Raw genomic sequence first — 22,005 nt, forward strand, 5'->3', positions numbered from 1 at the left:
TTTTGACCTGCGTTCGATCCGCCCCTCGGATTTTGACCTGCGTTCGATCCGCCCCTCGGATTTCGATCCACGCTGCGGCCCCGGCGCGCAGAAGAAAATCCGACGGGCGGATCGGGGCGTTTCGGACAGGGGCTACCGGGAGTCGTCGGCCGGGGGCCGTCAGTCGGGGCTCGTCAGTCGGGGCTCGTCAGCTGGGGATACCGAAACGGGCCGCGAGGTACGGGATCAGGCCCATGCACTCCGGTGTGAGAGCGAGGCACGCGGGCTCATCCGGCCCGGGGCCGAACAGAAAACGCAGCGGATTCTCGATCGAGCCGGCGGGAAACATCTCATCGGTCCTCTCGTGGTCGACGGGCGGGTCCACTAGGGAAATCGCGTGTGAGGTCGATCCTGTTATCGCCCTGCCAGCGTCGTCAAGGGCCCTTCTGCCGACACCGGCCCGATGCAGCTGTCCGGGATCGTGGCCAGCGAACACCACGCAGACGGCAGCACCGGACGGTATCCGTCGGGCACTCCCCCGCCCGCGATGATCTCGCGGTAGGCGTCGACGCCCGACGTGGGTTGGCGTGTCAGCGTCGGGTCGGTGAGCACGTTCACCCGATACAGCCCGAACCGCGCCGAGTAGTCGCCCCATTCGTAGTTGTCGACCAGTGACCAGTGGTTGTAGCCGATCACGGGGTAGCCGTCCGCCACGGCCCGCTGCAGCCAGAAGACCGTGTCGCGCAGGAAGTCGCCCCGCTCGATCCCGTCGGCGCGACCACCGTTGAGAGTCGGAATCCCGTTCTCGACGATGTAGATCGGCTTGCCCGGGTAGGCCTGCGCGTAGTGCGTGACCGCCTCGTAGATGCCCTCCGGCTGTGGCCGCACGGCCGCGAAGTCGTCCCACGCGGCGTTGATGGCGGTGAGGTTGTTCAGCGCGACGCCGTAGTAGTAGTCGATGCCGACGTAGTCCACGACGTCGGCCACCCTGTCCCCGATCAGCGTGTCGGTGAACTCGGTGGCCATGGGTAGATAGGCCTCGTTCATGGTGACCATCGCGGCCGGGTCGGCCCGGTGGGCGGCAGCGTAGCCGAGCCGGTGGGCGGCCTCGATGGTGTCGAGGAAGCGGGAGAAGTCGGTGAAGGCGACCCGGCCGATGGTCATCTCGTGTTTGAAGAACACCAGCGGCTCGTTGAACGTCACCCACATGGTGCCGGCGCCGGCCCACCGGTCGGTGATGAGGTCGGCGAAGCGGCCGAACGATTCCACCGCGTTGTCCGCGAGCATCCCGCCCCGGTCGGCCAGCCACCCGGGGTAGACGAAGTGCACCATCGTGATCATGGGGGTCATGCCATGTCGGCGGACCGTGTCGATGATCCGGTCGTAGTGTCTGAGGGCCTCGTCGTCGTACTCCCCCGGCGCGGGCTCGATCCGCGCCCACTCCACGCTCAGCCGGAAGGTGTTCACGCCCATCGCCGCGGCGTTGGCAATGTCCTCCTCATAGCGGTTCCAGAAGTCCACCGCCTCACCCACCGGGTCGGCCTGACCCGTCGGCGCGGTCGCGTCGACATACCGCTTCCAGTTGGAGTCCGGGTTCGAGCCCTCCACCTGGAAGCCCGACGTGGCGACGCCCCAGTGGAAGCCGGAGCCCGGTGCGGCCGGGCGCCCACCAGGCTGGGCCGCTGCGCTCGGCTGCAACTGCGGGGCCACCGCCACGGCGAGGACGAGCGCCAGCAGCAGTAGAAGCGCCCTCCGGATGATCGTCGGATGTCCTGCCCCTCGCGCGCGTCCGCTCATGGGTGAACCCTAGGAAGCACCCTCGCGGACGGCAGCGGAATGACCCAAGTGCGCGAACCGCGAGCGCTCCCGACGGTGGCATTCTTCACACTTCTGGCCATCTGGCCAAGAGAGGTTGGCCAGGTGGCCAACCTCGTGTCAGGATGGTCTTCGCCGGGTGCGGATCTCCCCGGCATCGCTGCGTGCACACCGCCCGCAGTCCGACCGCCTTGGAGAGGCACCCGTGTCCCCCGCACGCCGCTGGACGGCCCTGCTCGTCCTCGTCCTTCCCGTTCTGCTGATCTCGATCGACATGTCCGTGCTCGGTATCGCCGTGCCCGCGCTGTCCGCAGACCTGCAACCGTCGTCGAACCAACTGCTGTGGATCATCGACCTCTACTCGTTCCTGCTCGCGGGCCTGCTGATCTTCACGGGCTCGCTCGGGGACCGGATCGGCCGCAAACGGATCCTCATGATCGGCGCACCCCTGTTCGGCGTCGCCTCCCTCGTGGCCGCGTTCTCCACCAGTCCGGAGATGCTGATCCTCGGCCGTGCGCTCCTCGGCATCGGCGGTGCGACCCTCATGCCCTCCACCCTCGGCCTGATCCGCGCGATCTTCCCGGACCGCACCGAGCGACGCACCGCAATCGCCGTGTGGGCCACCGCGTTCTCCGGCGGCGCCGCACTGGGCCCCGTGGTCGGCGGGCTGCTGCTGGAGAACTTCTGGTGGGGCTCGGTCTTCCTCCTGAACGTCCCGGTCATCGCACTGTTCCTCCTCACCGCCCCGTTCCTGCTCCCCGAGGCGAAGGACCCCAACCCGGGCCCGTTCGACCCGACCTCCGTCATACTCTCGATCGCGGGAATGATCTCCCTGGTCTACGCCCTCAAGACCGGCGTGAAGGGAATCGACGGGGCGGTGCTCGTCGCCTTCGTTCTGGGTACTGCCGCGCTGGTCTGGTTCGTGTCCCGTCAGCGCCGCCGCGAGAACCCCATGATCGACGTGACCCTGTTCGGGAACTTCGCGTTCTCCTCGGCGGTGTCGATCAACGTGATCTCGGTGTTCGCGTTCATGGGGCTGATGTTCTTCCTCCCGCAGTACCTCATGCTCGTGCGCGGCATGGGCTCGGCCGAGGCCGGTCTGTGGATGCTGCCGCTCGCGGTGGCCGCCGTCGTCGGAACCCTGCTGGCCCCGGCCCTGGCGCGGACGGTCTCGGTGCGCACCGTGATCATGACGGGCCTGTCGCTCGTGATCGTCGGGTTCGTCATCGGCACCCGGTTGGACACCGCCGAGACGATGCTCCTCTTCACGCTCCTGTCGGCCCTGTTCGGCATCGGCGTGGGCCTCGCCGAGACCCTCACGAACGACGTCATCCTCACTGCCGCCCCGAGTGACCGCGCCGGCGCCGCCGCGGCGATCTCCGAGACCGGCTACGAGTTCGGCGGCGCGATGGGCACCGCCGTACTCGGCACCGCGGGGATGGCCGTGTACTCGAGCCGCGTGGTCGAGACCGCTACCCTGCCCGGCATGGACGCCGACTCCGCGAACGCCGCTTCCCAGACCCTGGCCGGCGCCCACGAGATCGCGGAAACGATGCCCGGCGGCGGCGCTCGTCTGCTGGAGATCGCCGATTCCGCCTTCCTGGCGGGCATGGATCTCGTGGCCGCGATCGGTATCGGGACGGCGGCGATCACTCTGATACTGGCCTGGCGTGGCCTGCGCTCGGAGTCGCGAGCGGCCGGGGCGGTCGGGGCGCCCGGAGCAGCCGGTGCGGCCGGGGCGGCCGGGGCGGCCGGGGTGGCCGGGGTGGCGCCGGTAGAGGCGCACGACGCCGCAGCAGCCACGTCCGCGCGAGAGCCGGAGGCGAACCTTCCATACGTGCCACCGGCCGCGCGAGCGGACTCCGCTGCGTCGGAGGTGAACCGTGGCTGACGCTCGCCGCGCACAGGTGCCGATCGAACAGCGCCGCCGGGAACTCACCGAGACCGCGGTGACGGTAATGGCGCGGGACGGGGCGTGGGCGCTCACCACGCGGGCCCTGGCCAAGGAGGCCGGGGTGCCCCACGGGTCCGTCCACTACGCGTTCTCATCGAAGGACGAGCTGATGCGTTCGGTGCTGCGTCTGGACCTGACGCACCTGTCGGACCTGGTCCAGACGCAGCAGGACCGGCCGGTACACGGACCCGACGACGTGACCGCCGCCGTGGCCGAGCTCTTCGCGGCCTACGCGGATTCCGTCCTCGCCGATCCGATGACCGAGATCGCCTACTTCGAGTTGTCTCTGATGGCGGCCCGCGACGAGCAGCTGCGGGCTCTGGCCGCGCAGTCCCACCAGGAGTATCGCCGGATCATCGTCTCCCTTCTCGACGACCTGGCCGAGCGTGCGGGCCTGCGGTGGGACGCCGACGTGGTGCTGGTGGCCGAGCAGGCGATGACGCTGATGTTCGGGGCGGCGCTGGGTTGGTTCGAACTGCGCGACGACGCCCTGTTCCGGGCTGTGCTCGACGATGCCGCCGGGATGGTCGGTCGCCGGCTCGTCTGAGCCCACGTTGCACCGGCGGCCCTACGCCCTCCGCGCCCCGGCCCACCCCGGCCCGCGCACCAGGTACCCCGCGCGGTCGCGCCAGGTCTGCGCGCGGAAGATGTCGCGCCCGATCGCGACCCATTCATGCGTGGCGATCCGTAGCGGGTTGAACGTGTCGATGTTGGTGGTCAGCCCGTAGACCACGTCCTCGCGCTCGGGTTCGTAGGTACCGAACAGCCGGTCCCAGATGATGAGGATGCTGCCGTGGTTGCGGTCGAGGTACCGCCGGTTGCTGCCGTGGTGCACGCGGTGGTGTGAGGGTGAGTTGAGCACCTTCTCCAGCGGCCCGATCGACCGCACCGCCTCGGTGTGGACCCAGAACTGGTAGATGAGGTTGATCGCGCGGGCGTCCATGACGATCGCCGGCCGCACCCCGAGCAGCGAGAGCAACCCGTACGGCACGTAGATCGTCAGCGCCTCGGCGACGGGCTGGCGCAGCGCCGTCGACAGGTTGTAGCGCTCGCTCGAGTGGTGGACGACGTGCATGGCCCACAGCCACCGCGACTCGTGGGCGAGGCGGTGATTGCAGTAGTAGATGAGGTCCCAGCCGAGGATCCCCACCGCGTACGCCAGCGGCCCGGACCCCAGGTCGAGCGGGGACGTCCGGAAGAGCCGGGAGCTCGCGGTCTGGGCGCTCCACAGCGTGGAGACCATCACCACGGTCGAGGCCACGGCGGTCACCGCAGAACCGCCAGTGATCCGACGGAGGGCGGGAGGAACCGCCACGCCGGTGGCACCGTCGGCGTCGGGTCCGGGGCCGGATGACGACGACGACAACGACCCCGCCTCACCCAGACCCGACCCGCGGTGGCGTCGGAGGACGTCCCCGGCAGTGGCGACGGCCGCCGCCCCGAGGGACAGGCCCATCACGGCTTTCGCGCATCGGCCTGTCCGCGGGGTCAGCGGCGAGAGCACCGTGGCGGAGATGTAGGGGGCGAGCAGACTCCCCACGCCCATCGAGAGGCTCGCCATGGTGTCGGCGAACTCGTAGTCCCCCGCCCGCTCCCCGATGGCCGGGTTGCGCTTCTGCCACGCGTATTCGGCTGCCATCGCCCCGACGAACGCCGGGATGGCCAGGACCGTCAGATCAACCTTCACGCCATCCAGGGTATGGCGTGGGTCACTCCAACGGGCGTTCGGCCGACCACGCCCGGGCTACCGGCTACACCCGAACTGTCGGCTACACCCGAACTGCCGGTTACGCCGAGGCGGTCTCCTGCGCCGTGGCGGTCTCGGACCGCTCGGCCGTCGGCGCCGAGGCGGGTCCCTCGGTCTGCGCGCTGTTGCGGACGAACAACACGCCGACGACGGTGATGAGCGAGATGCACGCGCCCAGCAGCAGCGCGTTGTGGACGCCGGTCATCTGCGCGGCGACGTCGCCCAGCCCGGACTCGGCCCCGGAGACGATGCCCAGCGTCATGACGGTGATGAACAGCGCCGTGCCGGCGGCGGCGGCGACCTGCTGCAGGGTGTTGAGCAGCGCCGAACCGTGCGAGTACAGGTGCGGCGGCAGGGAGCCGAGCGCGGAGGTCATGAGCGGCGAGAACAGGAACGCCAGTCCGACGCTGAGCACGATGTGCCAGATCACGACCGTGACCAGGGAGCTGTCCGCGGAGAAGAACGTGTACATCCCCCACAGGCCCGCGGCCGCGAGAATGGAGCCGGGGATGATGAGCGGCCGGGGGCCGATCCGGTCGAACGCGCGGCCGACGAACCAGCCGAGCACACCCATGATCAGGCCGCCGGGCAGCAGCGCCAGCCCGGAGTTCAGGGTGCTGGTGCCCACGACCTGCTGCATGTAGAGCGGCAGCAGGATGAGGGTGCCGAACAGCGACATCATCGAGATGAGCATGAGGGCCAGGCTCACGGTGAAGGTCGGGAACGCGAACGCGCGCACGTCGAGCAGCGCGTAGTCCTTGAGGGCGAGCTGGCGCCAGACGAACACGGCCAGGGCGACCACGCCGATCGCCACGGGGATCCACGGCGAGATGAGGGCGTTGTCGCTGGCAGCCTCGCCGATGGAGCTGAGACCGAAGATGAGGCCGGCGAACCCGATCGCCGAGAGGACGCCGGAGAGGATGTCGAGCGGGATGCGCCGGGGCTCGGTGACGTTGCGGATCAGCACCGCTCCGGCCACGAGTGCCAGCACACCGATCGGCAGCACCGACCAGAACATCCAGCGCCAGCTGAGCACGTCCAGCACCAGGCCGCCCACCGTGGGGCCGACGGCCGGGGCGACGGCGATCACGATGGAGATGACGCCCATGGTGCGGCCGCGACGGTCGGCGGGCACCACATTGAGCACGGTGGTCATGAGCAGCGGGATCATGATGGCGGTGCCGACGGCCTGGACGACCCGGCCGGCGACGAGCATGGGGAACACCATGGCCAGCGACGCCAGCAGGGTGCCGGCGGTGAACATGCTCATCGCGATGACGAACACGGACCGCAGCGGCAGGCGCACGAGCAGCCACCCGGTGAACGGGATGACCACGGCCATCGTGAGCATGAACGCGGTGGTGAGCCACTGCGCGGTGGCGGCGGTGACCGCGAACTCGCCCATGAGCTCGGGCAGTGCCACGGACATGATGGTCTCGTTGAGGATCACCACGAACGCGGCGCCGACGAGCAGGGCGATGAGCCGCACGGTGGCGGCGGGCATCGGCGGGGAGGCCTGCGAGGCCGGGGCCGCTTGTGCGGAATGTGGGGTGGCGGAGACTTCAGACGTCACGGTCGTCCTCTGGGATTGCGGTGTGAGCAGAGAGCAGAATCCGGCGCCGGCGGAGCCGCGCACGGGAACCCTATGAAGCTACCGGAACCACGCGCCCGACGCCCGTCAAGTGACCGGCGTTACCTCGGGGATGAGTCGCGGGACGAGCCGGACGAGGACGACCATGGCGACGAGCTCGACGAGGGTCTGGGTGACGACGACGAGGGCTGCCAGATCGAACATCGCAGGCAGTGCCAGGACCAGCGGGAGGACGACCAGGGAATTTCGGGTCGCGCCACTGAACGCGATCGCCCGCCTGCCCGGCACATCGAGTCCCGCCAGCCGCCCGGCCGCCATGCCCACCGGCACCATGACCATGACGAACGCCACGTACACCGGGACCACCTGCACCAGCGCGCCGAGCCGCTCGCTGACCGCGCTGACCTGGGAGGCGACCACGAGCGCGAGCGTGGCGACCATGAGCGGGACCATCGCCGCGGCCGCGCCCTGCGCCACCGCCCGACCGACTCGGCTGACGCGGCCGGCCCGGGCAGCCCGGTCGGGCTCACCGCGGCCGGCGACGAACTGCGTCAGCGCCGCAGCCGCGAGAGGCAGCGCGATGAGCAGCACGAACGCCCGGACGAATGGCTCAAGCTCCACCGTCGCAACGAATTCGGATCCGACGAACAGCCACAGGTACAGCGGCAGCAGCACCATCTGGGCGAGCATGAGCAGCGGGGTCGCGGCCAGGAGCCGGTGCACGTCGGCCCCGGCGAGGCCGGCAAACACGAGGACGTAGTCGATACACGGGGTCAGCAGGACGAACAGCACGCCCACCAGGAGCACCCGGTCGTGGGCGACGATCCGCGTCAGCAGCCAGACGATCGGCGGCACCAGCAGAAAGTTGACCGCGAGGATCGTGCCGAGGAAACGCCAGTCGCGGAAGGACCGACCGATGCGCGCGAACGGGATGCCGAGGAACGTCGCGTACAGCAGCAGCGCGAGCACGGGCTGGATCGCGAGCTCCGCCGGGCCGGCCACCGCGGGCGCGAGCACCCCGACGACCCCGCCCACGAGGAGTCCCGCCAGGTAGAGCGACACCTGGTGCCGCTCCATCCACTCCACGCTCGCGCGCATGCTCCCCCTCACGCCGGCTGCCGGTCCCCGCCGGTCAGATCAGGTCTACCCTGGCCGCGTGGAGACGCGCACACTGCCCGTGTACGAGGCGGGCGCGGTGGTGATGCCGTTCGTCATCACGGGCATGGCCGAGCGCGTGGACCGCGACACCGTGTGGGAGCCGCACTCGCACCCCACGCACGAGCTGCTGTGGAATCGCACCGGGGCGTCGACCGCGACCATCGGCGCGCGCACCTGGACCATCACCCCGTCGATCGGTCTGTGGATCCCCGCGGGGGTCCTGCACTCGGCCACGGCCCCGGCGGGCACGTGGTACCGCACGGCCCACGTCGATACGCGGACCCGCTCTCCCCTGCCGGAAGAACCCGTGGCGGTGGAGGTGACCCCGCTGCTGACCCTGCTGCTCGAGCGCCTGGTCGACCAGGCACTGCAACCGAAGTCGCGGGAGCTCACCGAGCAGATGGTGTTCGACCTGCTCGAGCCCTCACCGCACGCCCTGCTCGTGCAGCGCCCGGACTCCGCGCTGCTGCGCCCGATCGTCGACGCACTCGAGGTGAACCCCGGCGACACCCGCTCGCTCGGTGAGTGGGCGGCCCGGCACGGGGTGAGCGAACGGACCGTGACCCGGACGTTCCGCGCCGAGACGGGGCTGAGCTTCGGTGCGTGGCAGGCGGCGCTGCGCGCGCAGCACGCCGCGGTGATGCTCGGCGGCGGAATGCCGGTCGACGAGGTCGCGGTGCGGGTCGGCTACAGCTCCGCCAGCGCGTTCGGCGCGGCGTTCCGCCGGACCACCGGCCTCACCCCGGGCCGGTTCCGCGGGGCGGGACACTCGGACGAGGCGGGCGGCGTCGACGCGGCGGGCGACGCGGACGGGCCCGCGACCGGCTCACCCCTGTCCGAATCGCTATACCCGGCGTCCTGATCAAGCGATTGCGCCGCCGACCAGCCGGGTCGTAACGTCTTAGGCCAGCCTCACCTAACGCCGATGGTGGTGTCGGGTGGGCCGCCCTGTCGACCTTTTTGAGAGTGAGAGAGCCGCCCTGATGCGTTCTCGCGGTATTGCCTCTGTCCTGATCGCCTCCACGGCCGCGCTGGTGTTGACCGCGTGCGGGTCGTCGTCCGAGGCCGATTCCCCCGGCGGTGCCGCCGCGTCCGGCGACTCCGGGGCGTTCCCCGTCGTCGTCGAACACGCCCTCGGCACCACGACCATCGAGCAGGCACCCGAACGGGTGGCCACCGTCGCGTGGGCCAACCACGAGGTGCCGCTCGCCCTCGGCGTCGTGCCCGTGGGCATGGCCGCCGCGAACTTCGGCGACGACGACGGCGACGGCCTGCTCCCGTGGGTCGAGGAGAAGCTCGAGGAGCTGGGCGCCGAGACCCCGGTGCTGTTCGACGAGACCGACGGGATCGACTTCGAGGCCGTCGCCGACACCGACCCGGACGTCATCCTCGCCGCCTACTCGGGCCTGACGCAGGAGGACTACGACACGCTCAGCGAGATCGCGCCGGTCGTGGCCTACCCCGAGGAGGCGTGGGCCACCTCGTGGCGCGACGTCATCCGCTTCAACTCCCAGGGCCTGGGCCTCGAGGCCGAGGGCGACGAGCTCATCGGACGGATCGAGGGCGAGATCGCCGAGGCGACCGCCGAGTACCCGCAGCTGGACGGCACGGCGACCATGTTCATGACGCACGTCGACCCCACCGACCTGTCCACGGTGAACTTCTACACCGCCGCCGACACCCGCGCCGCGTTCTTCACCGACCTGGGCCTGACCACCCCGAAGGCCGTGGCCGAGGCCTCGGCCGGCGGGAAGTTCTCGGGCAGCGTGAGCGCCGAGCAGCTCGACATGTTCGACGACGTCGAGCTCATCGTCACCTACGGCGACCAGTCGCTGGTCGACACGCTGCGCGCGGACCCGCTGCTGTCGCAGATGCCGGCCGTGAAGAACGATGCGATCGTGTTCCTGGACGGCAACGGCCCCATGGGCACTGCGGCCAACCCCACGCCGCTGGCCATCTCGTGGGTGCTCGACGACTACGTCGCGCAGCTCGCGGAGGCCGCCGGCAGGTGACCGCCGACCCGGCCACGGCCCCGGCCGCAGCCCCCGCGTCGGGCGTCGCGAGGTCAGCCGTCCAGGCTGTGCGACGCCCGGCGCGCGTGCGTCTGCTGTGGCTCACGGTGACGATCGCGGTCCTCGTCGTCGTCGTCATCGCCTCGGTCACCATCGGATCCCGCACTGTCTCCCCCGACGAGATCGTCGCGGCGCTGGGCGGATCCACCGATGGACTGGGCGAGGCCGCGGTGACCAAACGCGTCTGGCGCACCGTCCTCGCCGTGCTCGTGGGCGCGGCCCTGGGCGTGGCCGGCGCGGTGATGCAGGGCGTGACCCGCAACCCGCTCGCCGACCCCGGCATCCTCGGCGTGACCATGGGCGCCTCGCTCGCGGTGGTCGTGGGTATCGCGTGGTTCGGGCTGTGGAGCTTCACCGGCTACATCTGGACCGCGATCGCCGGCGCCGCGATCACCGCCGTGTTCGTCTACGTGGTGGGCTCGCTCGGCCGCGGCGGCGCGACGCCACTCAAGCTCGCGCTGGCGGGGGCGGCCACCTCGGCGGCGGCGTCGTCGTTCATCAGCGCGGTGGTGCTGCCGCGCGGGGACATCGCCGGCGGCGTGCGCTCGTGGCAGATCGGCGGCGTCGGTGGGGCGAGCCTCGAACCCATCGAGCAGGTGCTGCCGTTCCTCGCGGTGGGCGCGCTGATCTGCGTCCTCACCGCACGGCCCCTCAACTCGCTCGCGCTCGGTGACGACCTGGCCGCCGGACTCGGCGAGCACGTGCTGGCCACCCGCGCCGTGGCCTCCCTCGGTGCGGTCCTGCTCTGCGGCGCCGCGACCGCGGTGGCCGGGCCCATCGCCTTCGTCGGGCTCATCGTCCCCCACGCCTGCCGGCTGCTCGTCGGCGTGGACCACCGCTGGCTGCTGCCGTTCTCCGCGCTCACCGGCGCCGTGCTCGTCACCGCCTCCGACGTCCTCGGCCGGATCGTGGCCCGGCCCGCCGAGATCGACGTCGGCATCATCACCGCGCTGGTGGGCGCGCCGTTCCTCATCGCGATCGTGCGCCGCCAGAAGGTCAGGGAGCTGTGACCGCCGTCGTGGGTCGCGGCGCGCGGGCTCTCGCCCCCGTGCACTCATCCGCTGTCGACGTGGTGGCCGCGGGCCGGCGTGCGCGCGGTCGCCGGCGCCGGCTGGTGATGGGCCTGCTCGTCGTGGGGGCCGTCGGCCTGGTCGCCGCCTCCCTCATGGTGGGCAAGACCTTCTACTCCCCCGCCGAGGTGCTGGGCGTGATCCTCGGCCACGACGTCGACGGGGCGACCTTCACCGTCGGACGACTCCGGCTGCCGCGCGCGGTACTCGCCGTGCTCACCGGCGCGTGCTTCGGGCTGGGCGGCGTGACGTTCCAGACCATGCTGCGCAACCCTCTGGCCTCGCCGGACATCATCGGCATCAGCTCCGGCGCCAGCGCGGCGGCCGCCTTCGCGATCGTCGTGCTGGGCCTGGGCGGCGCGCAGGTGTCGGCGTTCGCGATCGTCGCAGGTATCGCGGTGGCGTTGGGAATCTACGCCCTGGCCTACCGCGGCGGCGTGGCCGGCACGCGGCTGGTGCTCATCGGCATCGGGATAGCGGCCACCCTCAACGCGGTCACCGACTACATCCTCAAAACCGCCCCGCAGTGGGAACTGCAGGAGGCCATGCGGTGGCTCACCGGCAGCCTCAACGGCGCGTCGTGGGAGCAGGTCCGACCCGTCCTGGTGGCAGCGGCGGTACTCGCGCCCGTGCTGGTGCTGCTCGCGCGCGACCTGGGGCTGCTGCGGCTCGGCGACGACACCGCCTCCGCGCTGGGCGTGCGCACCGAACGCACCCGGATCGTCCTCATCATCGCCGCCGTGGGCCTCATCGCGTTCGCCACCTCCGCCGCCGGACCCATCGCCTTCGTCGCGTTCCTCGCCGGCCCCATCGCGGCCCGGTTGGTCGGCCCGCACGGCTCGCCGCTCATCCCGGCCGCGCTGGTCGGCGTGGTGCTGGTGCTGGCCGCCGACCTGGTGGGCCAGTACGCGTTCGGCTCCCGCTACCCCGTCGGCGTGATCACCGGGGCCCTGGGCGCGCCGTACCTCGTCTACCTCATCGCCCGCACCAACCGCACCGGAGGCTCACTGTGACCGCCGACCACTCGCTCCAGGCCACCGGGCTCGACCTGGGCTACCGGGACCGCGCCGTCATCCGCGACCTGGACCTGCAGGTGCCGCCGGGGACGATCACCGCGATCGTCGGGGCCAACGCGTGCGGCAAGTCCACGCTGCTGCGCTCGATGTCCCGACTACTGCGGCCCCGCGGCGGGCAGGTGCTCCTCGACGGCGAGCAGGTCCACCACATCCCCGCCAAAAAGCTCGCCCGCACCCTGGGGCTGCTCCCCCAGTCGCCGATCGCGCCCTAGGGCATCACCGTGTCCGACCTGGTGGGGCGCGGGCGGAACCCGCACCAGGGGATCTTGTCGAGGTGGTCGAGGGACGACGACGAGGCCGTGGCCGCAGCCCTCGAGGCGACCGGCACCCTCGAGCTGGCCGACCGGGCCGTGGACGAGCTGTCGGGCGGTCAGCGCCAGCGCGTGTGGATCGCCATGGCCCTGGCCCAGAACACCGACCTGCTCCTGCTCGACGAGCCCACCACGTTCCTCGACGTCGCCCACCAGGTGGAGGTGCTGGACCTGCTGGTGGATCTCAACCGCGACCGCGGCACGACCATCGTCATGGTGCTGCACGACCTCAACCTCGCCGCCCGCTACGCCGATCACCTGGTCGCGCTCGCCGACGGCCGCGTGCACTGCAGCGGTGCGCCCGACGAGGTGCTCACTCCGGAGATGGTGCGGGCGGTGTTCGGGCTGGACGCCGTGGTGATCGACGACCCCACCTCGGGCCGGCCGCTCATGCTGCCGCTCGGGAGGCACGGGGTGAGGGGCGCTGCGGGCGCAGCCGGGCCGGGCCGGGCCGCGCCGCAGCCCTCAGAGCTCCGGTAGCCGGTCGGCGCCCCAACTGCCGTGGATCAGCCCGGTCACACGGGCGATCTCCTCCGCGGAGACGGTCTCGGTCTCGCCTGGCTCGAGGGCGTCGAAGTGGAAGATGTACAGCCGGGAGGCGAACTCCTCGAACGGCAGCGACGACTCGCCGAACCGCTCGCCGTTGCCTGCGGTGCTCACCACCACGCCGTTGCCCCAGTCCTGCCCGCTGTCGTTGTTGGGGTTGAAGAAGTAGACGCGCATGGTCTCGTCCGGGTCCAGCGCGACCCGCAGGATCGTGATGGCGTGCCACCCGACGAACCGCGCGGAGGAATCGGTGACGGCCACGCCGGCGGGCTGCGGGTGGATGAGCGGTTGGTTGCCGTTGTGGAACGGGTGGTAGCTGCCGTAGAAGTGTCGCAGGAAGTCCTCGAGCCCGGTCAGCCTGCCGGACTCGACGTCCACGTTGATGCTGAAGCCCCGGGCCGACCACCAGCCGTGGAACTCGGGGTTGACCCACCGGTGGGGGTCGCCCGGGCGGTCCGAGCACAGGCGCCCCATCTCGGCGTAGATCCGGTCCAGGTGCGACACCACCAGCAGCGACACGGGGTCGAGGTCCACCGGCAGCGTGGTGGCCAGGCCCGCGTCGAGTTCGCGGGAGGAGATCGGCCGGCCCTCGAAGTGCATGACCACCTCGTTGTCGCGGGCCGCCCACGCGATGATCTGCAGCAGGTAGTCGGGGTCGTTGTACGCCCACATCGACAGCGCCCGGGCGGACTGGCAGGTGGGGTTGTCGCCCTGCCCCACGCCCAGAGGTTGCCCGAGCATCGACAGCGTCCCGGCGAGAAGCCAGACGCGCCCCTCGTGGGCGGGGCCGCACGAGAGGGCGAGTCGCTCGGCCGCGTAACCGGACAGCGGGAGTGCCAGCAGCCGCCACAACGCGGGGGCGGCGGGCGGCTGGAAGAGGATCCCCCGCTCGAGCAGCAGTGCCAACCCGTAGACGGACTGCGCGGTCTCGGGGTGCACGGCCGCGTCGATCAGAGCGTCGACCAGACCGTGGAAGCACAGCAGGCTCTCCCGTCCCGTGCTGGACAGCCCGAGCGCCTCACTGAGCAGGAAACTGCCCTTCTCCCGCAGGAACCGCACGAGCACCGGGTGGTACGGCGACACCAGGCCGGTGTCGTGCATCGACCGCGCGAATCCGGCCGCCTCGTACTGGAGGGTCCCCTCGTCCATGGACTCGAGTCGGGAGAGGTAAACGTCCACCCCGGGGTCCTCGCGGCTGGCTTCGGTGGTGCCGTAGATGCTGCTGATGAGCCGGTCGATGCCCACGCCGCCGCCGCTGGTGCCCAGCTGCGGGTCCTGACGGGCGATCGAGATCTGGGTGATGGTCTGCTTGATCTGGTCCACCTGGATGGGGCGTTGGCGCAGGATGCGCCAGATCTCCTCGACCAGTTGGTCGAGCACGCCGTCCAGACCGATCTCCGAGGCGATGTGCGCCAGGGCCGTCCGGGTGACGGTCGCCATCCGGCCCTGCTGTGTGCGCTCGGCCTCGGTGGCCACGGTGAACAGCAGTGAGGCATTGTTGGCGAGCACCTCGGCGAGGTGCTGGCGCGCCTGCTCGGCCGTGACCTCGGGGTGCTCGTACTGACCCTGCGCCACGGCCGTCAGCCGCAGATCACTGACGATCTCGGTGACGACCTTGTCCGAGTCGGAGCTGCGAAGGGTGCCGGCGCTCAGGGCCGGGATCAGGGCCGCCGGCGAGTCCCAGTCGGTGCCCTCGAAGATCCCGGCGGCCTCGAGCTCCCGGGCCATCGCCTGCACGGCCCCGGCTCCCCCGTCCTGGAGCAGCACCAACCGGGCCCCGTCCAGCACGCGCCGCAGACGCGACGACTTGGTCACGTCACCGGCCTCGGCGAGCGCTCTGGTGGCGTCGGCCAGGGAGGCGACCCGTTTGTCCAGGACCCGCGTCGCGCCGGGCTCGTCGTTTCCCACTTCGATCCACTCTCCGTCTCTCGCCGCTGAGTCGTGCCGCGTCGTGCCAGGTCGCCCCAGGCCGTGCCTGGTCATCCCACGTCGTTCCACGTCCACCCGCCGGTACCGTACCCGCGGGTCGGTACCGGCCGAGGCGTCACACGTAGAAGTCGAGGTCCTCCTGGTTGCGCAGGACCGACCGCATCTCGTAGGCGTCGTCGCCGAAGAAGTAGACCAGCCCCCAGTGGGTGCCGAAGGCGGTGCGCTTGGTGACCGTCTCCTCGACCGGCGCGGTGAGCTCGTGGGACTCGAAGTACTCGTGGTCCTCGGTGGCCTCCGGGATCTCGAGCGTGGAGACGACCCGGCGCCGCGGGTAGACGCCGAAGCACCCGGCGTGACCCTTCGCGTCGACCACCTCGCGCGGGAAGAACGCCGCGATCTCGTCCTCGGTGGTCTTGGGGTCGAACGCCAGCACCAGGCCCTGGTAGGCGTTGAACCCGTACGTACGCTCGAGCAGTTCGAAGACCTTGAACCCCGGCGGCCGGTAGGCCACCTCGCCGAAGTACATCTCGCCGTCGCTGGTGACGAAGTACTCGGGGTGGACGAACCCGAACTTGATGTCAAAGGTCTTGATGAGCTTCTCGATCTGCCGGGTGATCTCCGGACGGTACTTCTCCAGCTCGGGCGAGGCCGGTACGAACACCGAGTAGCCGAGCGTGACGTACTCGGAGATGTTGAGGAACACGATCTTGCCGTTGTGCACCCAGGCCTCCACGGCGAACTCCCAGCCGTCGAGGTGGGACTCCATGAGGACGGGGAACTCCTCCTCGGGAATCGTGTCGACCTCGTCGGGAGTACGGATGACGCGGTGACCGAGGCACCCGGCCTTGTCGAAGGCCTTGAGGTGGATCGGGTCATTGGGGTCGCCGTCGAGCTTGAGCAGGGTCTGGTTGACTCGCTTGAGGAACCGGATCACGTCGTCCCGCTCGTGCGCCTCCTCGAAGATGCCCACGCGGATCCCGCCGAGCTGCGCGCGCCGCTTCATCAGCGCCTTGTCACGCAGCAGCAGGGACTGACCGTACAGGGTGGGGTTGTCGAGCAGCATCGAGTTGATGGCGCCCGCCCACTCGACGGTCTCCTCGAACAGTGGGATCGCCACGTCGACGCCCATGTCCCGCAGCGTCTCGGCGATCTCCATGGACCGGTCGTTGAGCCGCTCGAAGTCCCACGGGACGTACGGGATCTGGTGCTGACTGCAGTATTCCTCGGCCCAGGGCGGTGCCACCACGACGTAGCGGCGGTCGAACTTGTCGAGCGCGTCGATGGCGTTGGGCACCCAGCCCAGCAGTGCGACGTAGCCCTTTTCGGGGTCGCGCAGGTGCTCGTTGAGGTCGCGGGTCGGGTTCGGACGCAGGTCAGTTGCTCCGGTGGTCGATTCTGCGGTAGGCGTCTGCAAGTGCGCTGCCTCCTCGAGTAGGCGCGGGTTCGATCTGCGTGGGCCGATCAATCCAGGGCGGTGGGCCACAAACGTACCCAAGACCCGTCTCAGTGCAACTAGTTACGGGATCGGCAAACGCCCGGGCGCGCGGCGGGGGTCCCCCTAGGCTCGTCGGACAACGCCGTCCGGGTCGCCCCGGTGCGGATCCGGGTGAGAGGAGTCCAGGGTGCCTTCCAAGGAGTACATCGAGGCGGTCGGCGAGGTGATCGACGCGCTCGGTGTGGCGGCGATCGTCATCGGCATCGTGGCGGCCACGGTCATCGCGGGGTGGCGCCTGCTCAGCCGGCAGCCGGACACCTATCGGCACTTCCGCCGGTTCCTCGGTCGGTCGATCCTGCTGGGGCTGGAGATCCTGGTGGCGGCGGACATCATCAAGACGGTCGCGGTGACTCCGACGCTGGAGAGCGTGGCGGTGCTGGCCGCGATCGTCGTGATCAGGACCTTCCTCAGTTGGTCGTTGGAGCTGGAGATCTCGGGCCGGTGGCCGTGGCAGAAGTCGAGGGCCCCGGAGGCCAAGCCCCGCGACCCCGCCGCGTCACCGGTGCCGTCCGACTAGGGTCACCGACGCCGGACGGTGATCCGCCCGCCGCGACGGGGTGCGAACGCGACCCCCCGCGAATGCCATTTCTCGTCTGGCTCGGTCGTGGGGACGATCTCGTACATGCTCAGCACGGTGCGCAACACGACATCCATCTCCATGGCCGCGAACGCCGCCCCGATGCACCGCCGGGTCCCGCCGCCGAACGGCAGCCACGCCGGCGGTGGCGTGGTGCCGAGGAAGCGGGTCGGGTCGAAGCGTTCGGGTTCGGCGAAGTGCGTGCTGTCGTCGTGCAGTAGCGAGATCGCGACCAGCACGTTGTACCCGCGTGGGATCCGCCACGGGCCCAGGTCGAGGTGCGGGACCTGCACGTTGCGTCCGGCGAGATCGATCACCGGCCGGCTGCGCTGGACCTCGAGGATCGTGGCGCTGCGGTAGTCGGTTCCCCCGGCATCGACCTCGGCGACCAGCTCGCGTAGCACCGCGGGGGTGCGGCTGAGCCGCTCCAGCGCCCAGGCGAGTGTCGTCGCCGTGGTCTCGTGCCCGGCCACGAGGAGTGCGGTGAGCTCGTCGCGGATCTCGTCATCCGTCATGGACGATCCGTCGTCGTAGGTGCTCTGCAGCATCATCGCGAGGATGTCGTCGCGCTCGTCGAGCCGGTCGTCGCGGCGCCCCCGGGTGATGAGGGCGCCGATCGCCTCGTCGTACACCTTCTTGTATCGGGCGAACCGGGCGCGCGGGCCCACCGTGCCGAGCCGTGCCGGCAGCTCCGGGGTGATCACCACCGCCGAGCCTGCCTCGACCATGGGCGGGATGACGCGGCGCAGGGTGTCGAGCTCGTCGTCCCGGGCGCCGAACACGGTCCGGAGGATGACGTCCAACGTGATGCGGGTCATCGAGGGCATGGAGGCGAACGGTCGACCGGCGACCCACGAGTCGAGCTCGCGACGGGTCTCCTCCTCGACGATCGCCTCGTGGGCCTTGATGCGTCTGCCGTGCAGTGGCGGCGTGAGCAGTTTCCGGCGCCGGCGGTGGTCGGGGCCCTCGAGCGCGAACATCGAGTTCTCCCCCAGGACCCGGCCCAGGTTGGGGTCGACGTTGGTCAGCGATTCCTGCGGGGCGGTGAACAGCTCCTTGGCCAGAGCGGGGTCGGAGATCACCACCGCGCGCCCGTAGATGGGAAGGTGCACGGTGAACGCGGTGCCGTACCGCCGGTGAAGTAGTCGGAGAGTTTCCCGCCGGGCGATCCCGAAGCCCACCCCCTGGACCGGCCGGGGCAGCCGGGGCCCGGGTGGGAGCTGGGGTGCGCGCTCGTCCTCGGTGGGATGTCCGTCGCCAGCGGCGGGAGCCGACCTGTCCGTCGTGCTGTCCATGGCATCCTCGGCCTCGGGTGTGGTGCGGGCGCCGCCAGCCTACGTTCCGGAATCGCCGTGGTGGCGGGGTAAGTGCGACGACGACGAGGTGCACCGCTGCCGCCGGAGACCCGCCGTGTCCTCGCCCGGCCGAACCGGCCATCCGGCCCGCCAGCCGCGACGAACCCCTGTCATGCACTCCGCCTCGCAGTCCCCTCGGCCCGCCGACTTCCCACTGGCGGCGGACAGCTCTGACGTTGAAGGGCTGTGGGCGGGCTCTTCACACGACGACCCCGAGCTCGCCGCCCCCGGGCACTGCGCACCCGAACAGACTGATCCCGAGCGCGGCGACTTCCTCGCCGCCATGCGCGCGTCGTGGGACGACTGGGTGCCCGTCGCCACCACGGGCTGGGGCGCGGTGGTGCTCATCGCCCCGTTGCTCGCGGTGCACGCGCTGGTCTGGGCGTTCGGTGGGCGCCGCCCCCGTTAGGTGTCCCGCCTCTAGCCCCGCTGATTCATGGGGCGTGATGGAGTCGGTTCTCTACGGATGTTGTGCCCGGCGGGTCGTGTAGACGTGTTTGGGCGCCGGCTGGCGCTGCCGGTGGGCGGGTCTCCGGGTGGTGCTCTCAAGGGTGGGCAGGCGGGGTCAGGCCGGTTTGGGGATCGCGGCGATCTTGTGGAACACCGCTTCGATGGCGGTGGCCCAGGGCCAGGTTTCGGGGATTTTGACCCGTCTACGTCGGCTGCTGCGGGTCAGTAGGGCGGCGACGTGGAGGAAGCGGTAGCGCATCGCTTTGGGCTCGCACGCTGCGAGGATGGCGGCGGCGCCGGTGCAGGCCAGCATCCGGGTCCAGACGACGAGGTCGGCGGCGATCATCACCGCCACCAGCCATGCCTGGTTGAGAGCGAACTCTCGCGAGGGCAGACGGCCCAGGCCGGTGTCTTTGGCGTGGCGGATCCGGTCCTCCACCCGGGCATGCGCCCGATGCCTGGCCTCGAGGAACTGCAGTTGACCGGTGGCGGTGTTGGTGACGAACGCCTGGTAGCGCCACCCGTCGAGTTCCTCGAACATCGACAACTGGGCGCCGGGGTGGGGCCGCTCACGGCGGACGATGGCCCGCATCCCGTCGGGCCACTTGGCGAGCATCCTGGGCGGCAGCAGTCCAGTCAGCTCGGCGATCTCCGCGCCCGGCCTCAGGTCGCCGCCTTGATTCACCGCTGGCCCCCACGCGGTGTCGGGGGCGATCGCGATGGCCCGGCGGATTCCGGCGGTGATCGAAAAGCCGACCGAGTACTCCACCCGCCGACCACGGATCCGATTCTGCTCGGAGATCCACTCCAACAGGTCATGGGAGGCGCCGGCGCCGTCGGATCGGATCAGCAGATCACGCCGATGGGCGGCGGGAATCTGGGCGATGGCTTGCCCGAGGACGTCGATGTGGTCGACCGCGGTGTTCGACCCCGCGTTGCCCGGGCGCAAGCTCGCAGCGAGGAACTCTTCTGTGTTGTCGCACCACACGCCGATCGGGTGGTAGCCGAAGGTGCGCTTGTAGGTTGGCGCGCTCTGTTCTTTCTCGCTGTGGGTGACCACGATGGTGGCGTCCACATCGAGCACGACCGTGTCCCCCAGATCCCGGCCCGCGCACTTGGAGGCCGGCACCCCGCCAGGCAGCTGGGACCAAACGTGCCGCCGCGTGCGGGCACGCGCGACCTGGATCTTCTTGCGTTTACCAGCGGTGACCTCGTCCAGCGTGCGCCACACCGTCGGGGACGAGGCGACCGGCCCCAGGACCGTGGATTGGTGGCGCAGGACGCGGATGTCGGCGATGGACTCCCCGCCACCCGTGAGCATCACCGCGACATCGGTCAACACCCTGCCACGGTCATGGATCGGGATGGATCGGCGCTGCGCCATGGCCCCCGACAGCTCGGCGGTCAGGCCGACGCGATCAGCCAGAAGACGTGGCGCGATGACCCCGGCATGAGCAATCACCCCGACATCCTCGACGGAGAACGACAGACCAGACGACCACGAAGTACGCTTCACCTACCGAGTGCTTTCTGCTTGAGGAACTGTAGCTCTAGACAAGTCCCAGTTTCCCCTGTTCAGGGAGCACTTCGGTCTATTTGCGCCCAGCGATCCGCAGATCCCCATGAAACACCGGGGCTAGGTGTCCCGCCTCCAGGTGTCCCGCCTCGCCCCCACCCGCCAGAGGATGGTGCGCTCCTTCGATCGCGCCGCGTGGAGCGGATCGCCCGTGTCAGATGCGCGCGAGTGTCGAGGCGTCGTCTCGTGCGTTTCCAGGACCGTCAACCCGGCGTCGGCGATACGGGTCAGCAGCTCGTCGCGAGTGCGTAGGCCGAGATGCTCGGCGAGGTCGGACAGAATCAGCCACCCTTCGCCCTGCGGCGTGAGGTGCTGCGCGAGCCCGTCCAGGAAGCGGCCCAGCACGTCCGAGCCCGGGTCGTAGATCCCCTGCTCCAGTGCCGAGGTCGGATGACCGGGAATCCACGGCGGGTTGCACACCACCACGTCGGCCCGCCGGGAGTCGCCCACCTCGTCGTCGTCGTCATAAGGCCACAGGTCGGCCTCCACCACGTCCACCCGGTCGGCCGACCCCAGCCGACCCACGTTGTCCCGCGCGCACTGCACAGCGCGCGGGTTGATGTCGGACGCCACGACCCGCCGGGCCCCGCGCCGGGCCAGGACGGCCGCGAGCACGCCGGTTCCGGTGCCGATGTCCCACACGGTCGGATCCTCGACGCCCTGCGGCCAGGGGGCGTCGGCGACCAGGTCGATGTACTCGTCTCGGGTAGGGGCGAACACGCCGTAGGCGGGATGGATCCGGGCCCCCAACGCGGCGACCTCGATGCCGCCAAGGTGCCACTCGTAGGCACTGATGACGCCGAGGAGCTCGGGTAGCGAGACCAGCGTCTCCCGACCGGTCGAGTCGTTGCCGTTGTGGGTCGGCGGCCCGTAGGCATGGGCGCAGGCGTCGCTCACGTCGGGCGCTCGGCGCAGCCGAACCGTGTAGTCCCGCTCGAGGGGGATGAGGATCTTTCCCAGAGTCTCCGCCCGCTGCGCGCGTGCCCTCCGGTTGGCGAGGAAGACCTCCCCGGGTTCGGAGCTCTGCGCCGCCCGGGACGCCCGCTTCTGCAGACGCCGGTCGAGGGCGCGCATGAGCTGGCGGGCGTTGTGGAAGTCGCCTCGCCAGAGCAGTCCGGTGCCCCGCCGGATCATCCGAAGCGCCGTGTCCGCGGCGATGTCGTCGTGGATCACCACGATGTCCCGCGGCGGCGGCGCGCCGTTCTCGGAGTGCCACCCGGCAGTGCGGTCCTCGCCCTTCTCTCGCCAGCTGACGGTGGTCACAGGCGACCCGGGGGCGGCAGGAGAAGACACGGGAGTCCTTC

18 protein-coding genes and 1 pseudogene are annotated in these 22,005 nt (G+C 70.4%); 9 read left to right on the forward strand and 10 right to left on the reverse strand.

The features are described from left to right. Positions 1 to 187: 187 nt before the first annotated feature. The gene (locus tag NR111_RS02710; RefSeq protein WP_167492418.1) at positions 188 to 328 is read right to left on the reverse strand and encodes a hypothetical protein; all 141 of its coding nucleotides are present in this window, start codon (positions 326 to 328) and stop codon (positions 188 to 190) included. 65 nt (positions 329 to 393) lie between these two features. Next, positions 394 to 1,776 carry a family 1 glycosylhydrolase gene (locus NR111_RS02715; RefSeq protein ID WP_206472570.1) on the reverse strand — a complete coding sequence of 461 codons (1,383 nt, stop codon included), beginning with the start codon at positions 1,774 to 1,776 and terminating at the stop codon, positions 394 to 396. 223 nt (positions 1,777 to 1,999) lie between these two features. Here NR111_RS02715 and NR111_RS02720 point away from each other — a divergent pair, with 223 nt between their 5' ends. After that, positions 2,000 to 3,685 carry an MFS transporter gene (locus tag NR111_RS02720; protein WP_256819804.1) on the forward strand — a complete coding sequence of 562 codons (1,686 nt, stop codon included), beginning with the start codon at positions 2,000 to 2,002 and terminating at the stop codon, positions 3,683 to 3,685. Beyond that, a complete protein-coding gene (locus NR111_RS02725; protein WP_206472574.1) occupies positions 3,678 to 4,295 on the forward strand; it encodes a TetR/AcrR family transcriptional regulator in 618 nt (205 codons plus the stop codon). The genes NR111_RS02720 and NR111_RS02725 overlap by 8 nt, the downstream gene beginning before the upstream one ends. A gap of 21 nt (positions 4,296 to 4,316) precedes the next feature. Here NR111_RS02725 and NR111_RS02730 read toward each other — a convergent pair whose 3' ends face one another. From NR111_RS02730 to NR111_RS02740, 3 genes are all read right to left on the reverse strand, one after another. Continuing rightward, the gene (locus NR111_RS02730) at positions 4,317 to 5,435 is read right to left on the reverse strand and encodes a sterol desaturase family protein (protein WP_256819805.1); all 1,119 of its coding nucleotides are present in this window, start codon (positions 5,433 to 5,435) and stop codon (positions 4,317 to 4,319) included. Between the two features lie 100 nt (positions 5,436 to 5,535). Continuing rightward, positions 5,536 to 6,999: an MDR family MFS transporter gene (locus NR111_RS02735; protein ID WP_256819839.1), complete on the reverse strand. Its 1,464-nt coding sequence runs from the start codon at positions 6,997 to 6,999 to the stop codon at positions 5,536 to 5,538. A gap of 174 nt (positions 7,000 to 7,173) precedes the next feature. After that, on the reverse strand, positions 7,174 to 8,184 hold the full coding sequence (locus NR111_RS02740) for an arsenic resistance protein (RefSeq protein ID WP_256819806.1): 1,011 nt from the start codon (positions 8,182 to 8,184) through the stop codon (positions 7,174 to 7,176). Positions 8,185 to 8,242: 58 nt separating this feature from the next. On the opposite strand from NR111_RS02740, the gene NR111_RS02745 reads away from it, so the two are divergent. From NR111_RS02745 to NR111_RS02765, 5 genes and pseudogenes are all read left to right on the forward strand, one after another. Then, positions 8,243 to 9,106 (forward strand): AraC family transcriptional regulator, encoded by an 864-nt coding sequence (locus NR111_RS02745; RefSeq protein ID WP_308201999.1) that lies wholly within the window; start codon positions 8,243 to 8,245, stop codon positions 9,104 to 9,106. A gap of 121 nt (positions 9,107 to 9,227) precedes the next feature. Continuing rightward, positions 9,228 to 10,256, forward strand: coding sequence for an iron-siderophore ABC transporter substrate-binding protein (locus NR111_RS02750; protein ID WP_256819807.1), 1,029 nt, complete (start codon positions 9,228 to 9,230; stop codon positions 10,254 to 10,256). A 68-nt stretch (positions 10,257 to 10,324) separates the two neighbouring features. Continuing rightward, positions 10,325 to 11,326 (forward strand): FecCD family ABC transporter permease, encoded by a 1,002-nt coding sequence (locus tag NR111_RS02755; RefSeq protein ID WP_374210677.1) that lies wholly within the window; start codon positions 10,325 to 10,327, stop codon positions 11,324 to 11,326. A 38-nt stretch (positions 11,327 to 11,364) separates the two neighbouring features. Further along, positions 11,365 to 12,399 (forward strand): iron chelate uptake ABC transporter family permease subunit, encoded by a 1,035-nt coding sequence (locus NR111_RS02760; protein ID WP_256819842.1) that lies wholly within the window; start codon positions 11,365 to 11,367, stop codon positions 12,397 to 12,399. Then, positions 12,396 to 13,253, forward strand: a pseudogene (locus NR111_RS02765) (ABC transporter ATP-binding protein). The gene NR111_RS02760 and the pseudogene NR111_RS02765 overlap by 4 nt, the downstream one beginning before the upstream one ends. Here NR111_RS02765 and NR111_RS02770 read toward each other — a convergent pair. Together NR111_RS02770 and NR111_RS02775 are read right to left on the reverse strand one after the other, a co-directional pair. Beyond that, positions 13,239 to 15,233 carry a hypothetical protein gene (locus tag NR111_RS02770; RefSeq protein WP_374210678.1) on the reverse strand — a complete coding sequence of 665 codons (1,995 nt, stop codon included), beginning with the start codon at positions 15,231 to 15,233 and terminating at the stop codon, positions 13,239 to 13,241. The pseudogene NR111_RS02765 and the gene NR111_RS02770 overlap by 15 nt on opposite strands. 130 nt (positions 15,234 to 15,363) lie before the next feature. Next, positions 15,364 to 16,662, reverse strand: coding sequence for an acetyl-CoA carboxylase biotin carboxylase subunit family protein (locus tag NR111_RS02775; protein WP_256819809.1), 1,299 nt, complete (start codon positions 16,660 to 16,662; stop codon positions 15,364 to 15,366). Positions 16,663 to 16,870: 208 nt separating this feature from the next. On the opposite strand from NR111_RS02775, the gene NR111_RS02780 reads away from it, so the two are divergent. Continuing rightward, on the forward strand, positions 16,871 to 17,260 hold the full coding sequence (locus tag NR111_RS02780; protein ID WP_096905149.1) for a DUF1622 domain-containing protein: 390 nt from the start codon (positions 16,871 to 16,873) through the stop codon (positions 17,258 to 17,260). Positions 17,261 to 17,262: 2 nt separating this feature from the next. Here the strand turns inward: NR111_RS02780 and NR111_RS02785 are convergent, their stop codons facing one another. Then, positions 17,263 to 18,615 (reverse strand): cytochrome P450, encoded by a 1,353-nt coding sequence (locus NR111_RS02785; RefSeq protein ID WP_256819810.1) that lies wholly within the window; start codon positions 18,613 to 18,615, stop codon positions 17,263 to 17,265. Between the two features lie 172 nt (positions 18,616 to 18,787). On the opposite strand from NR111_RS02785, the gene NR111_RS02790 reads away from it, so the two are divergent. Beyond that, positions 18,788 to 19,084, forward strand: a complete 297-nt coding sequence (locus tag NR111_RS02790; protein WP_256819811.1) for a hypothetical protein — start codon at positions 18,788 to 18,790, stop codon at positions 19,082 to 19,084. A 156-nt stretch (positions 19,085 to 19,240) separates the two neighbouring features. Here the strand turns inward: NR111_RS02790 and NR111_RS02795 are convergent, their stop codons facing one another. Both NR111_RS02795 and NR111_RS02800 read right to left on the reverse strand, forming a co-directional pair. After that, complete coding sequence (locus NR111_RS02795; protein ID WP_256819812.1) at positions 19,241 to 20,587, reverse strand: IS1380 family transposase; 1,347 nt, start codon at positions 20,585 to 20,587, stop codon at positions 19,241 to 19,243. 174 nt (positions 20,588 to 20,761) lie between these two features. Then, entirely contained in the window at positions 20,762 to 21,994 is a 1,233-nt protein-coding gene (locus NR111_RS02800) for a methyltransferase (protein ID WP_374210675.1), read from the reverse strand. Positions 21,995 to 22,005 lie beyond the last annotated feature (11 nt).

Source organism: Dietzia sp. Die43, assembly GCF_024519835.1.
Lineage (GTDB): Bacteria > Actinomycetota > Actinomycetes > Mycobacteriales > Mycobacteriaceae > Dietzia > Dietzia kunjamensis.